At 73.5% G+C, this 13,931-nt stretch carries 10 protein-coding genes; 3 read left to right on the forward strand and 7 right to left on the reverse strand.

The annotated features are described in order from the left end of the window. Window positions 1-520: 520 nt before the first annotated feature. Both QRN89_RS18835 and QRN89_RS18840 read right to left on the reverse strand, forming a co-directional pair. Window positions 521-2,161 carry an ABC transporter permease gene (locus tag QRN89_RS18835; protein ID WP_290350584.1) on the reverse strand — a complete coding sequence of 547 codons (1,641 nt, stop codon included), beginning with the start codon at window positions 2,159-2,161 and terminating at the stop codon, window positions 521-523. Continuing rightward, entirely contained in the window at window positions 2,158-3,138 is a 981-nt protein-coding gene (locus tag QRN89_RS18840; RefSeq protein WP_290350585.1) for an ABC transporter ATP-binding protein, read from the reverse strand. Before QRN89_RS18840 ends, QRN89_RS18835 begins: the two co-directional genes overlap by 4 nt. Before the next feature lie 92 nt (window positions 3,139-3,230). Between QRN89_RS18840 and QRN89_RS18845 the strand changes: the two genes are divergently transcribed. Further along, window positions 3,231-3,728, forward strand: a complete 498-nt coding sequence (locus tag QRN89_RS18845) for a GbsR/MarR family transcriptional regulator (RefSeq protein ID WP_290350586.1) — start codon at window positions 3,231-3,233, stop codon at window positions 3,726-3,728. 193 nt (window positions 3,729-3,921) lie between these two features. Here QRN89_RS18845 and QRN89_RS18850 read toward each other — a convergent pair whose 3' ends face one another. Further along, on the reverse strand, window positions 3,922-4,755 hold the full coding sequence (locus tag QRN89_RS18850; RefSeq protein ID WP_290350587.1) for a diacylglycerol kinase: 834 nt from the start codon (window positions 4,753-4,755) through the stop codon (window positions 3,922-3,924). A gap of 141 nt (window positions 4,756-4,896) precedes the next feature. On the opposite strand from QRN89_RS18850, the gene QRN89_RS18855 reads away from it, so the two are divergent. Then, entirely contained in the window at window positions 4,897-6,180 is a 1,284-nt protein-coding gene (locus QRN89_RS18855) for an adenylosuccinate synthase (protein ID WP_290350588.1), read from the forward strand. A gap of 134 nt (window positions 6,181-6,314) precedes the next feature. Here QRN89_RS18855 and QRN89_RS18860 read toward each other — a convergent pair whose 3' ends face one another. Continuing rightward, window positions 6,315-7,520, reverse strand: a complete 1,206-nt coding sequence (locus QRN89_RS18860) for an MFS transporter (RefSeq protein WP_290350589.1) — start codon at window positions 7,518-7,520, stop codon at window positions 6,315-6,317. Between the two features lie 355 nt (window positions 7,521-7,875). Next, window positions 7,876-9,792 carry a serine/threonine-protein kinase gene (locus QRN89_RS18865; RefSeq protein ID WP_290350590.1) on the reverse strand — a complete coding sequence of 639 codons (1,917 nt, stop codon included), beginning with the start codon at window positions 9,790-9,792 and terminating at the stop codon, window positions 7,876-7,878. 308 nt (window positions 9,793-10,100) lie between these two features. Between QRN89_RS18865 and QRN89_RS18870 the strand changes: the two genes are divergently transcribed. Continuing rightward, the gene (locus QRN89_RS18870; RefSeq protein WP_290350591.1) at window positions 10,101-10,985 is read left to right on the forward strand and encodes a glycoside hydrolase family 19 protein; all 885 of its coding nucleotides are present in this window, start codon (window positions 10,101-10,103) and stop codon (window positions 10,983-10,985) included. 186 nt (window positions 10,986-11,171) lie between these two features. On the opposite strand, the gene QRN89_RS18875 is transcribed toward QRN89_RS18870, so the two are convergent. Together QRN89_RS18875 and QRN89_RS18880 are read right to left on the reverse strand one after the other, a co-directional pair. After that, window positions 11,172-13,337, reverse strand: a complete 2,166-nt coding sequence (locus QRN89_RS18875; RefSeq protein WP_290350592.1) for a S1 family peptidase — start codon at window positions 13,335-13,337, stop codon at window positions 11,172-11,174. Window positions 13,338-13,368: 31 nt separating this feature from the next. Beyond that, the gene (locus tag QRN89_RS18880) at window positions 13,369-13,878 is read right to left on the reverse strand and encodes a hypothetical protein (protein ID WP_290350593.1); all 510 of its coding nucleotides are present in this window, start codon (window positions 13,876-13,878) and stop codon (window positions 13,369-13,371) included. Window positions 13,879-13,931: the final 53 nt, after the last annotated feature.

Below are 13,931 nucleotides of genomic sequence, written 5' to 3' on the forward strand. Positions count from 1 at the left end.
GGCGCCGGTCCGCGCTCGGCCGGGCCTCGCGGGTCGGCGGGCCTGTGGAGGCGGGCGGGCCTTGTGGCGGTGCCCTCGGACCTCGCGGGGCGGCGGTCCGCGCTTCGGCGCCGGTCCGCGCTCGGCCGGGCCTCGCGGGTCGGCGGGCCTGTGGAGGCGGGCGGGCCTTGTGGCGGTGTCCTCGGACCTCGCGGGGCGGCGGTCCGCGCTTCGGCGCCGGTCCGCGCTCGGCCGGGCCTCGCGGGTCGGCGGGCCTGTGGAGGCGGGCGGGCCTTGTGGCGGTGTCCTCGGACCTCGCGGGGCGGCGGTCCGCGCTTCGGCGCCGGTCCGCGCTCGGCCGGGCCTCGCGGGTCGGCGGGCCTGTGGAGACGGGCGGGCCTTGTGGCGGTGCCCTCGGACCTCGCGGGGCGGCGGTCCGCGCTTCGGCGCCGGTCCGCGCTCGGCCCGGCCACGCGTTCCCGTGCCGGACCCGCCCTGCGGCCGGGCCCCGCCGTCCTGTCGCCCGGCGGGGCGGCCCGGGTCAGGTCTGCAGATCGCGGCGGCGGAAGGCCGCGAGGCCCGCGGTCACCAGGGCGGCGGACAGCGCCGTCAGGATCAGCACCGGCGGCCAGTCCATCCGCGGTCCCGGGAGCTTCGGCAGATGGCCGAAGGGGGACAGGTTCAGGACCGCCTGCGGAACGTCTAGCGCCGGGCCGACCCAGCCGATCGCGAGGCACAGTCCCGCCACGGCCCAGCCCGCCGCCGCGGCCCCTGGGACGGCGCCGTACAGCAGCAGCGCCACGCCCGCGAGCGTCCACACGGCCGGCACCTGGGCCAGTGCGGCGCCGGTGACGGCGGTCAGGTCGCCACCGTGGCCCAGCGCCAGGCCCGCCCCGGCGAGCAGCATGATCAGTACGGTGCCGCCGAAGGCGACGGCCAGATGACCGGCTGCCCAGCCGGTCCGGCCGACCGCGTTCGCGAGGACCGGTTCCGCGCGCTGGGACGTCTCCTCGCCGTGCGCGCGCAGCACGGACCCGACCGCGTACAGCGCGGCGATCAGCCCGAACATGCCCACCATCGCGGCGAGGAAGGCGTCGGTGAGGGCCGATTGCCCGCCCATCCGCTCGAAGATCTCCCTGGCCTGCTCGTTGTCGCCGACCAGGTCCGCCGCGCCGTCCGCCATGCCCCCGAAGACGGTCCCGGCGAGCAGGAAGCCGGCCGCCCAGCCGGACAGGGTGGCGCGCTGGAGCCGCCACGCGAGTCCGCCCGCGGTCGCGATCCGGCCCTCGGCGGGGCCGGGACGCGTGGGCAGGAAGCCCATGCCGACGTCCCTGCGCCCCGCGAGGGCGTACGCGGCGGCGCCCTGGGCGGCCGTCGCGGCGAGCATCGGCAGCAGGACCCACCAGCGTTCGTCCGCGTAGGCCCGGACGTACTCGGCCCAGCCCACGGGGGAGAGCCAGGTCAGTACGGACGAGTCACCGCCGAGGCCCCCGGCGGGGTCGCCGGCCGTGCCCGCGTCGCCCGCGGCACGCAGGACGAAGGCGAGGCCGAGCACCGCCGCCGCCGCTCCCTTGGCGAGCCGGGCGCTCTCGGTGAGCTGCGCGGCGATCGCCGCCACGGTGGCGAACACCAGACCGGTGCCGCCCACGGCGAGGCCCAGGGCGAGCGCGCCGGTGGAGCCCAGCCCGAAGAGGCCCGCCGTGATCAGCAGGACCACCGCCGCATTGGCGAGGCCCGCGGTCAGCAGCGCGGCCGTCAGCGGAGCGCGCCGGCCGACCATGGCCGAGGAGAGCAGTTCCTGACGGCCCGTCTCCTCCTCCTCGCGGGTGTGCCGCACCACGACGATCAGGCTCATCACCGCGGCCAGCACGGCTGCGAACGTGCCGAACCGCCAGGCGACCAGCGCCCCGGTGCTGTCGCCGAACACCGGACCGTAGAGGCTGCGCAGCGAGCCGTTCGTGGCCATCGACGCGGCGAGCCGGGCCCGTTCGGCCGGGGAGTCGTACAGCGCCTGCATCGAGCCGACGCCGCTGACGACCGTGCCGGCGACCACCAGTACCCAGACGGGCAGCATGATCCGGTCCCGGCGGAGCGCGAGCCGGAGCAGGGTGCCCGTGCCCGCGAGCGGCCGGCTGCCGGTGCCGGGCGCGTACGGCGCACCGGTCTCCGCGACGGCGGTCATCGTGCCATCGCCCCTTCCGTACGGGTGCCGCGGTCGTCGGCTCCGCCGGGCCCGGCGCCGTCGCGGAGGTCGTCCTCGTAGTGCCGGAGGAACAGCTCCTCCAGCGTGGGCGGGGTGCAGGTCAGCGACCGCACACCGGCATCGGTGAGCGACCGCAGCACCGCGTCCAGCTTGTCCGTCTCGACCTGGAACCGGACCCGGCATCCGGCGCTTCCGGAGGGGACCGCCGGGCCCTGGACGTCGAGGTCGTGCACACCGGGCAGCCGCGCGAGCCCGCCGGGCGTGCCCGCCAGGTCGGCGCTGACGCTGGTGCGGGTGAGGTGCCGCAGGTCCGCCAGCGAACCGCTCTCCACCGTCCGCCCCTTGCGGATGATGCTGACGCGGTCGCACAGCGCCTCGACCTCGCTGAGCACGTGGCTCGACAGCAGGACCGTCCGGCCGCGGTCGCGCTCCTCGGCGACGCAGCTCTGGAAGACCTCCTCCATGAGCGGATCGAGCCCGCTCGTCGGCTCGTCGAGGATCAGCACGTCGACCTCGGAGGCGAACGCGGCGACCAGGGCCACCTTCTGCCGGTTGCCCTTGGAGTACGTGCGCCCCTTCTTGGTGGGGTCCAGTTCGAACCGCTCGGTCAGCCGGTCACGGCGGGCCCTGTCGAGTCCGCCGCGCAGCCGGCCGTAGAGGTCGATGACCTCGCCGCCGGAGAGGTTGCGCCAGAGCGTCACGTCGCCGGGGACGTACGCGATCCGGCGGTGCAACTCGACGGCGTCCTTCCAGGGGTCCATGCCGAGCAGCCGGGCGGCGCCGGAGTCGGCGCGCAGCAGTCCCAGCAGGATGCGGATGGTGGTGGACTTCCCGGCGCCGTTGGGCCCGAGGAAGCCGTGGACCTCACCGGTCTCGACCGCCAGGTCGAGACCGTCCAGTGCGCGTGCCCGTCCGAACGACTTGTGCAGTCCGGCGACGCTGATGGCCTTCGTCATGATTCGGAACGTACGCTAGCTTCAGAAAGTTGTGAAGTTAAGGAAGCGTATAAACTCGGATCCGGTCCGTGCACAGGGGAGATGATCCGGGGATGACGCCGATGACCGGGAAGGCCAGGGACGCCGAGGCGGTCTCGCTCTTCGTGGAACGCTTCGCGGCCCAGCTCGTCGAGGCCGGCATGACGCGTATGCCCGCCAGGGTCTTCGCCGCGCTGCTCTCCTCCGACTCGGGCGCGATGACCTCCGCCGAGCTGGGAGAGCAGCTCCAGGTCAGCCCCGCCGCGGTGTCCGGGGCGGTGCGCTATCTGTCGCAGCAGCACATGGTCTCCCGGGAGCGCGAGCCCGGTTCCCGGCGCGAGCGCTACCGGGTCCACAGCGACCAGTGGTACGAGGCGCTCACCAACCGCGACGCGATCCTGAAGCGCTGGTCGGACTCGCTGCGCGAGGGCGTGACGAGCCTCGGCGCGGAGACGCCGGCCGGTCGCCGGCTCGCGGAGACCGTCGCGTTCTTCGACTTCCTCCAGGACGAGCTCACGGCGATGATGGAACGCTGGCGGGGGCACCGCGAGCGGATGTTCGGCCCGTCCTGACGCTCCTCACACGGCGTCCCTCCTCGCGCGGCACCGGCCCTGTCGTCGCCGGCCCGCTCGTGCGACGGCCGCTCGGACGCCGGCCGTACGGCGCCCACCGGCGCGAGGCCGTCCCGCCCCGCCCGCCGTACTGCGCGCCCTCGTGCGAGGGGCATCGCCACACCGCACGCCGCCGGGCGACGCGCCCCCGCTTCTACTCCGCGGCCGCCATCGGCCCCGGCAGGGTCAGCGACCACGCCCTGGGCCGCAGGGTCCAGGTCCGTCTTCGGACGGGGCCGGCGACGAGCGCGTCGGCGCGGTAGCGGAAGTCCGCGCCCGAGACCGTGACGACCTTGGCCAGGGTCCGTACCGCCCCCGCGTCGGATCTGCGGTGCACGGTCACCTCCGCGGCGCCGTCGGCCGCCCGCACGCGTACGTCCTCGACCGGCTCGTCCAGATCGCTCAGCAGGACTCCGTCGGCCTCGACCCGCAGCCGGTGCGTCCGTACCCCGGCCGGTGCCGGCGGAACGGGACGGACCAGGGTGCGGACCAGGGAGCGGCAGGTGTGCCACACCGAGCCGGCCTGAGCCGCCGCCCCCGCGACCGCGGCGCCCGGACCGGCCGGGATGCGCAGATCGGCCAGCACCACTCCGTCGCTGTCGTCGGCGAGCAGATCCAGAGGGTGGGCCGCTCCGTCGAGGACCGCCCGGGCGGCCGCCACCGCACCGGTCGGCACGCCCAGCGAGCGGGCCACCTCCACGGACGCGCCGGCCCCGACCGGGACCAGTGACAGGGCCTCGTCGGCGAGCTCCCGGGCCCGGTGCAGCAGACCCACGGCGCGCAGCAGCGCACGGTCGTCACCGATCACGACAGGGCGCCGGGAACCCCTCCGGGCCAGGGCGCGGGAAAATTCCTCGGGCCCGTCGGGCAGGCAGATTTTCGCCGCCGACCCGGCACACAGCACATCCTTCGCGATACGAACGGACTCGCCGTCGATACGGCGGGCGACCGGGTCGATGACCACCAGGAGCTGGTCGGGAGCCGACACCTCGGTCCTTCCTCGGGTAGCATCTTTGTGCAAGAGCCCCTTGCGCTATTGCGCCAGGGGCTTCGTCTATTCCGGGGCACACCGGTTGGCGGCTCAGGCCCCCGACCATGGACATGCCCCGCCCGGAAGGGGTGTACGCCTGTGCCCGCACTTGTGCTGCTCGGTGCTCAGTGGGGTGACGAAGGCAAGGGAAAGGCCACCGACCTCCTCGGTGGATCCGTGGACTACGTGGTGCGTTACCAGGGTGGTAACAACGCCGGCCACACCGTGGTGGTCGGTGACCAGAAGTATGCGCTCCACCTCCTCCCTTCCGGAATCCTCTCGCCGGGATGCACCCCGGTCATCGGCAACGGAGTCGTCGTCGACCCGGCGGTCCTGCTCTCCGAGCTGAGCGGGCTGAACGAGCGCGGCGTCGATACGTCCAAGCTTCTGATCAGCGGAAACGCCCATCTGATCACCTCGTACAACGTCACGCTCGACAAGGTGACGGAACGGTTCCTCGGTAAGCGGAAGATCGGCACCACCGGCCGCGGCATCGGACCGACCTACGCCGACAAGATCAACCGCGTCGGCATCCGGGTCCAGGACCTGTACGACGAGTCGATCCTGACGCAGAAGGTCGAGGCGGCGCTGGAGCAGAAGAACCAGCTCCTGGCCAAGGTCTTCAACCGCCGCGCGATCGAGACGGACCGCGTCGTCGAGGAGATGCTGGGCTTCGCCGACCAGATCCGGCCGTACGTCGCCGACACCACGCTGATCCTGAACAACGCGCTCGACGAGGGCAGGGTCGTCCTCTTCGAGGGCGGTCAGGGCACGCTCCTGGACGTCGACCACGGGACGTACCCCTTCGTCACCTCCTCGAACCCGACGGCGGGCGGTGCCTGCACGGGCGCGGGCGTGGGCCCGACGAAGATCAGCCGGGTCATCGGCATCCTCAAGGCCTACACGACCCGCGTCGGCGCGGGGCCGTTCCCGACGGAGCTGTTCGACGAGGACGGCGAGGCGCTGCGCCGCATCGGCGGCGAGCGCGGTGTCACCACCGGCCGTGACCGCCGCTGCGGCTGGTTCGACGCGGTCATCGCCCGTTACGCGACCCGCGTCAACGGCCTGACCGACTTCTTCCTCACCAAGCTCGACGTGCTGACCGGCTGGGAGCAGATCCCGGTCTGCGTCGCGTACGAGATCGACGGCAGGCGCGTCGAGGAGCTCCCGTACTCGCAGACCGACTTCCACCACGCGAAGCCGGTCTACGAGTACCTGCCGGGCTGGTCCGAGGACATCACCAAGGCCAAGTCCTTCGCCGACCTGCCGAAGAACGCGCAGGGCTATGTGAAGGCGCTGGAGGAGATGTCCGGGGCACCGATCTCCGCGATCGGTGTCGGGCCGGGCCGTGACGAGACGATCGAGATCAACTCGTTCCTGTAGGCCTTCCGGACCCAGGGCCCGGTAGCCCGGGGACGGGTGATCCGGCCCGGACCGCGCGGGTCCTCTCCCCGCCCACGGCCCGTGGCCGGTGAGCCGAGTGCTCACCGGCCACGGGCCGTCCCCGTGGCCCCCTCTCACGTCCGTGCCCGGCCGAACAGCACGGCGACCGCCAGGTACGGCAGGGCGAGCAGGGCGAAGACGGCGCCGTGCGACGCGTGCGCGGACAGTCCCGCGTACGTCCCGTACACCAGCAGTGTGGTCAGTCCCGTGCCGAGTCCGGCGAGGGAGGTCACGGTCGCTCGGCTCGGGCCGGTGATCGCCTCCTGCAGCCGTGCGTCGGCCAGCACGTCGGTCAGCTGGAAGACCAGGAAGCCGGCCCCCACCAGGACGAATCCGCCGGGTCCGCCGTTCAGCGCACCCGCGGCGAGCGCCGCCGCGCCCGCCGCGACGGCGGCCCCGAGCGTCCGCCCCGAGAACCGCTCGCCCACCCCCACCAGCAGCGAGCCGAGCGTCACCCCGACCCAGACCACCAGCACCAGCAGCGGGACGGTCGCCGTCGCGACACCGGTGGCGGCGGCCAGCAGCGGTACGTACTCGTCGAGCGCGCCCCAGACCGAGGTCACGACCACGGACAGCAGCAGGGCGTGCCGTACGCGACGGCTGCCGCGGACCTCGGCGAGCCCCGCCCGGAGGGCCGCCGTGTACGCGCCGCGGCGGGCGCGCCGTCCCCCGTCCCGGCCCGTGGGCCCCCGATCTTCCGGCAGCGACGCGCCCACGGCGGCGCACAGCAGACAGGAGACGACGCTGCCCGCGCCGACCAGCAACTCGCCGCCCCGGGCGAAGGCGGGCGCCGCGGCGGCAGTGGCCGCGGCGGTCGCGGCCATGCTCACGGTGGCGGCGCGCCCCATGACCCGGCCGTAACGCGAAGCGGCGCCGAGCCGTTCGAGTTCGTCGTGGACCAGGGCCTCCATGGCCCCGGAACGCAGCGAACCGCCGACACCCCACAGCACGAACCCGGCGGCGTACGCGCCGTACGAGGGGAACAGCACCCACAGCGCGAACCCGGCCGCGGTGAGCAGCGGCCCGACGGCGATCAGCAACCGTCGGGACACCGCGTCGGCCCACACGCCCGACGGGACCTCGGCCAGCAGACCGGTCAGCGACCAGAGGGCGAACAGGGACGAGATCTCGGCGGTGTCCAGGCCGTGCCCGGCGAAGAGCAGCGCGTAGACGGGGTAGAGCAGGACGAAGTCCTCGAGGCCCGCGTAGAGGTAGAGCGTTCGCTCGAGCCGGCGGACACCGGGCCGTGGCGGGGACGGGCAGGACGAAGCGATGAGCATGGAGGATGGTCCTTCTGCGGAACGGACGGGGACGCCGGGTGCTCACCCGTCGCGGCGGTCCGCGGCAGCCCGTTCCAGGACCTGCTGCCGTGCATCAATGTCGTCGGCTCATGTGCCCGAGTCTGGCACACGCGGACCCGGCCCGGTCCGGTGTTCTCCCGGCCACCGGACGCACTCCGGCGGGGAGAACCCCTCCCCGGGTGTCATGGCGGTGCCGCACGTTGCACCGGCCCGCATCGTGCGCCCTGTCCACGACGTGGGGGATCGCGCGCGCGGGCGGCTCCCGTGCACCGCGCGGGAGCCGTCCGCCGTCCGGAAGCGGTCCGCCGTACGCGGTCTTCCCGGGCGTCGCCGGTCAGCGGCGGAAGTACTCCGCGGGCTCCCCGTCCGGTCCCATTCCGTACAGGAGCAGGCGCTCCTTGCCCCGGAACCGGTCGACGCGCAGGGTGTGGGCGACGTCGCCCGGGGTGCAGTCGCGGTCGGACGCGGCGGCGTCGGGCACCGTGGGGCCGGCGACGAGCACGTGGGTGACGCCGCCGAGCACGCTCGTACCGGAGCAGTGGACGGTGGCGTCCAGGAGTTCCCCCGTGGCCCCGTCCGTCTTCGGGTACGACTGCTCGAAACGGAGGAGCGGGGCGCCGACCGGGCCCTGGGTGATCGTGACGGTGTTGTCGAAGAGGTCGTTCTGGTCGCCGCCGGCCAATTCGTCGAAGTGCTGCTTCCACGTGCCCAGGAAGGCGGCCGGCACGATCCGCGGACCCGTCACCGTCCTGCGGAAGGTGGCGGTGACCGCGCCGGACCGCCACTCCATGACGTCCTGGGAGCGCACGGTGAGCGTCTGGTGCGCGGCGGGCTGGCACTCCCCGGCCGGGACGCTCGTGGTCACGTCGCTCTCGCCGAACACGATCCGGTCGTCGTCCGCCGACACGAGCACGGACCGCCCCATGCACAGCCGCTCGCCGGTGACCTGGACGTACGTGGCGGTCTTGGTGCCCTTGCCGCCCTGGCCGATCTCGATGCGGGCGGTCGACCTGGGGCTCTCGTCCGAGCCCTTGAGCACGCCCTCCCAGGCGCCGAGGAACACGGCGGGCACCTCCCCTGCCTTGCCCTCGCCCGCGGGATCCGTCGAGGGGGAGCCCGCGGGGGGCTTCTCGTAGGCCTCGGGCTCCCGGTCCGGCCAGTACGCCCTCGCGAGCGCGGTGCCTCCCGCGAGCAGGGCGCCCACGCACGTGACGGCGAGGACGGTGCGCCACCGGCGGCGCGGTCGCGGCGGACGGGCTCCGGGACCGGTCCCGGAGCCCTCGGGGCCGGGCGGCGCCGGGGCATGCGCGCCGCCCCGGCCGCCCCCGGCGGAAGGTTCCGGCGACGGGGTGTGCGGAACCGGGGTGTCCGCGTCCAGCAGCCGGGCCGCCTGCTCGCCCAGCCGCGCCAGCAGCGCGGGCGGCAGCCAGGCACCGCCCGACTCCGATGAGGTCCGGGACAGTTCGGCGGCCGAGGGCCGGCGGGCGGGGTCCTTGTCGAGGCAGGCGCGTACGAGCGGACCGAGCTCCTCCGGGAGCCCTTCCAGGTCCGGCTCGTCGTGTGCGATCCGGAACATGATGGCGTGCACCCCGCTGTCGGAGGCGCCGAACGGCTGCCGCCCGGTGGCCGCGTACGCCAGTACCGCGCCCACGCAGAAGACGTCCGAGGCGGCGCCGACCTTCTCGCCGCGCACCTGCTCCGGCGACATGAAGCCGGGCGAGCCGACGACCGCACCGGTGCTGGTGAGCCCGCCGTCGGTGACGGTGTCCACGGCCCGTGCGATCCCGAAGTCGATGATCCGCGGACCGTCCACCGCCAGCAGGATGTTGGACGGCTTCAGATCCCGGTGCACGAGCCCGGCGCCGTGGATGTGCTCCAGGGACCGCCCCAGCCCGGCGGCGAGGGTGCGCACCGATGCCGGGGGGAGCGGCCCCTGGTCGTCCACGACCGCCCGCAGCGCCGGTCCGGGTACGTACGCGACGGCCACCCACGGCGAGTCCGCGTCCGTGTCCGAGTCGATCAGCGGTGTGGTCCCCGCCCCGCCCACCCGCTCCAGCGCGGCGACCTCCCGCGCGAAGCGGAGCCGGAACTCCTCCTCGGCGGCGAGTTGCGGATGCACCACCTTCACGGCCACCGTCCGCCCGCCCTCGGACCGGGCGAGATACACCCGCCCCATACCGCCGGTCCCGAGCCTGCCGAGCAGTCTGAACGGACCGATGCGTACCGGGTCTTCGGGCGTCAGCGAGTCCACGTCGGGATCCTCGCACACGGTGCCGGAGAAGCCACCGGGCCTCCAGGGGCGGGTCCCGGCGGCACGGGTGCGTGGCCTCCGAGGCTCCGTCCGTACGCCTGCTGTGTGCGCCGCCCGTCTGCGGGCGCGCGGCGGCGGCTCACCGGCGGCGAGGATTCGGCCAATCCTGGTCTAGACCTTGACAGGTCCAGACCATTGCCTGTTCAGTGCTCAACAAGCCTTGTGGCGACACGACTTGGGAAACCCGTCCCGCGTACCCGCCCAACCCCCCCATCCCCCACACCCCCCACAGGGAAAGGTCGATAACGTTGTCGCGTCGGATCATCACCCTGCTCGCCGCCTTCGTGGCGGTGCTCGGACTCACGGTCCTCGTCCCCTCGACCGCGTCCGCCGCCGCGTGCGCCGCGGCGTGGAACTCCTCGTCCGTCTACACCGGCGGCATGACCGCGTCCCACAACGGCCGCAACTGGCAGGCCAAGTGGTGGACCCAGAACGAGACGCCCGGCTCCGCCGACGTCTGGGCCGACCAGGGTGCCTGCGGCGGCGGTGGCGGCAACCCGAACCCGGACCCCTCGGGCTTCGTCGTCAGCGAGGCGCAGTTCAACCAGATGTTCCCGAACCGGAATTCGTTCTACACGTACAGCGGACTGACCACGGCGATGAGCGCGTACCCGGCCTTCGCCAAGACCGGAAGCGACACGGTCCGGAAGCAGGAGGCCGCGGCCTTCCTCGCCAACGTCGCGCACGAGACGGGCGGCCTGGTCCACATCGTGGAGCAGAACACCGCCAACTACCCGCACTACTGCGACTGGAGCCAGTCCTACGGCTGTCCGGCCGGCCAGGCGGCGTACTACGGACGCGGACCGATCCAGCTCAGCTGGAACTTCAACTACAAGGCGGCCGGTGACGCCCTCGGCATCGATCTGCTGGGCAACCCCTGGCGCGTAGAGCGCGAGGCGGCCGTCGCGTGGAAGACCGGCCTCTGGTACTGGAACACCCAGAGCGGCCCCGGCACGATGACCGGCCACAACGCCATGGTCAACCAGGCCGGGTTCGGCCACTCGATCCGCTCGATCAACGGTTCCCTGGAGTGCGACGGCAAGAACCCGGCGCAGGTCCAGAGCCGTGTGAACAACTACCAGCGCTTCACCCAGATCCTGGGCGTGCCGACGGGCGGCAACCTGTACTGCTGATCCCGGTGCGGCGGGCCCCTCACAGGGCCCGGCACGCGGCCGTACACGCCGAAGGGCGGCCACCGAGAGGTGGCCGCCCTTTCGTCCGTCCCGGTCGAACGGTCCGGAAGCGGGGACCCGGTCCCGCCGCGAGCCGTGAGCCGCGAGCCCCGAGCCGTAAGGCCGAAGCCGGGACCGGGGTGCCCGCTACTGGCTGACCGTGCCGAACTCGTCGCCCGCCGCCGGAAGTCCGCCCGCGCCGGGCTGGTACGAGACCACCGGTTCGGAGGCGCCGTCGACCAGGCTCGCCCACGGCAGGGCGTGGAGCGCGCCGCGCGCGTTGGGGCCGACCGGCATGCCGACGTAGAGGTGGGTGGCGGCGGCGGTCAGGTGGTTGCCCACGGCGTGGGAGGTGCCCGCCGTTCCCGGCAGACCCGCCTTGCCCGCCTCGACCACGACCTCGGAGGCTCCCGGGCTGCCGATCAGTGGCACGACCCGGACGGAGCCGGCGTCCTTCACGGTGCCGATGTCCTCTCCGGGGACGCCGATCGACAGCAGCACGGTCCGGGCGGTGCCGACCGCCCCGGGCCGGATGTTCACCGCGGCGACCTTCCGGCCGAAGTTGTCGCCGGCCTCGTGCTCGCCCGCGATGCCGGGGCTTCCCTGGGTGATCTCGGCGAGCTGCGTGATCTTGCCCGCCGCGTCCACGCGCACGGTCACGACGCGTCCGGCGTCCTTGATGAGCGTGCTTCCGCTGCCCATGTCCTCGCCCGGCGAGCCGATCGCGAGGATGGACTCCACCCCGGTGGACGTGGCGTTCGGGCGGTGCTCGACCATCGCCAGCGAGGCGCCGAACTGGTCGCCGGCCTCGGCGCCGCCACTGATCAGGTCCGAGTCCTGGTCGAAGCCGGCCAGCGGGGTGGGCCCGCCCGACGAGCCGACGGCGTGCCCGTAGATCTGCACCCCGCCCGAACCGGACTCGGTGCCGATGTCCTCGCCCGGGGTGCCGACGGCGAAGTGCCCGGGGGCACCGGCGACGGCGGTGCCGAACCGGTCGTCCTTCTCGGCGGCCCCGACCGCTCCGGGCTTGTCCTGGTGCGTCGAGGCGTTCGTGGTACCGCGCAGGTAGAAGACGTTGCCGGCGTTGGCCACGTCGGCCAGGTCCTCGCCGGGGACGCCGATGACGAGGTAGGGCTCGCCCGCGACGGTGGCACCCGCGGCCAGGGCGTGGCCCATCCGGTCGCCGGCCTCGCTGCCGGAGGCCTTGACGGCGCCCGCGCCACTGCCCTGCTCCAGGGTCAGTGCCGCGGGTCCCTTGGCCAGACCGCCGGTCGCGCCGTACAGCACCTGCACCATGCCCGCGTCCGCCGCGTCGCCGAGGTCCTCGCCCGGGATGCCCACGACGAGGTCGGTGCAGCCGTCCAGGTTGTGGTCGAAGCTTGCCAGCGCCTCGCCGAACTGGTCGTTCGCCTCCGCGCCGCCCGGAATGCCGGCGCTGTCCTGGTTCAATTCAGCCGTGCCCCCGCCGCCGCCGTACACGATCCGTACGACCCCGGCCTTGGCGTGCGTGCCGACCGTGGCCTTCGGATCCGAGACCGCGATGTCGCGAACTCCGTCGCAGTTGAAGTCGGTCGGCCTGGCGGCCGTGACGGTGGCGGAGACCCAGCCGGCCAGGTCGTCCGCGCGGGAGGCCACGGCGCCGGTGCGCGTCTCGCGCTCGCCGAAGCATCCGCCCTGCCAGGATCGGCTGTTGACGCCGACCAGCTGAGCCGAGCCGTTCGCCTCGCGGAGCAGCGGGGCGCCGGCGTCCCCCTTGCAGAGTCCGCCGTTCACGCCGGTGACGGCGATGTCGTCGGAGCCCGCGGTGTCCACCGTGAGTGACGCGGTGTGCGGTGTGCCCGGCACCCACTCGGTCCTGGTGCGGCCGTAGCCGACGGCCTTCAGCTCCTCGCCGGGGGCGGCCGCGGTCGCCGACACCGTCACCGGTGCCGTTCCGGAGATCGGCTTGGCGAGCCGGGCGAGGACGAGGTCGCGGCCGGCGCGGGGCACCAGCTCGACGATCTCGCCGGTCTTCCCGGCGACCGTGGCGGTCGTCCGGAGCGCGGGCTTGCCCGCGGCGACGGAAGCGGACTCCGGGTCGGCCGCGAAGCAACTCGCGGCGGTGAGGATCCACTGCGGGGCGACGAGCGAGCCGGTGCAGGCGCGGGCGGCCTCGTCGGCGCCGATGGCGAGCCGGGCGGTGAAGGCGTGGCTGCCGTCGGGTGCGGGGTCGCCCGCCACTGCGTGGGCGGGTACGGAGATGAGCGCACCGGCGGTGGCGACGGCGGCTACGAGGGCGGCGCTCGCGCCGGCCCGTGGACGAACGGGGGTCACGTTTCTCGATTCCTTGGTGCGGGGAGGCCGGTCAGCCGGTGACGCGGATCTCGACGAGCACGGACCGGGCGCCGCCGACGGTGCCCTCGCCCACGCTCTCGAAGCCGTCCTTGGGTACGTCGACGGTGGTGGTGTCACCGTTGGCGGTCAGGTCGGCGCTGATGGGATGGTCTTCCGTCTCCAGGGCGAAGACACGCGGCAGTTCGAGGGTGAGGTACCCCGACTTGGCGGTGGCGCGGAAGCAGTAGTTGGGCTTGCGGCCGACCGCGTCGTCCTTGACCGTGTAGACCTTGATCTGTCCCGGAGCGGTGTCGCACTCCGCGAGGAGGATGCGTCCGTCGCCCTTCTTCAGCTTGATTCCCTGGTCGGCCAGGATGCTGTCGGCACCGGGGTAGTTGTAGTCCTCCACCGCGACCGGGGGGTTGCCGGCCGCGTTCGCCCCGGCGGCCGATTCGCTCGCCACGGCGAGGGGAATTCCCACAACCGCGGCGAGGACGCCAATGGCTCCCGAGAGAAGAAGACGACGAGTGCGGAAAGTCACCGCACGCTCCTTTCAGGCGGCACCCATTCGTTCGGAGTGGCCGAAAAGTAATT

Origin of the sequence: Streptomyces sp. HUAS CB01 (assembly GCF_030406905.1) — a bacterium.
Lineage (GTDB): Bacteria > Actinomycetota > Actinomycetes > Streptomycetales > Streptomycetaceae > Streptomyces > Streptomyces chengbuensis.

Excerpts from the sequence above, each read along its gene's own strand:
- QRN89_RS18835 (WP_290350584.1), bottom strand. The coding sequence starts at position 2,161 with ATGACCGCCGTCGCGGAGACCGGTGCGCCGTACGCGCCCGGCACCGGC.
- QRN89_RS18840 (WP_290350585.1), bottom strand. The coding sequence starts at position 3,138 with ATGACGAAGGCCATCAGCGTCGCCGGACTGCACAAGTCGTTCGGACGG.
- QRN89_RS18845 (WP_290350586.1), top strand. The coding sequence starts at position 3,231 with ATGACGCCGATGACCGGGAAGGCCAGGGACGCCGAGGCGGTCTCGCTC.
- QRN89_RS18860 (WP_290350589.1), bottom strand. The coding sequence starts at position 7,520 with ATGCTCATCGCTTCGTCCTGCCCGTCCCCGCCACGGCCCGGTGTCCGC.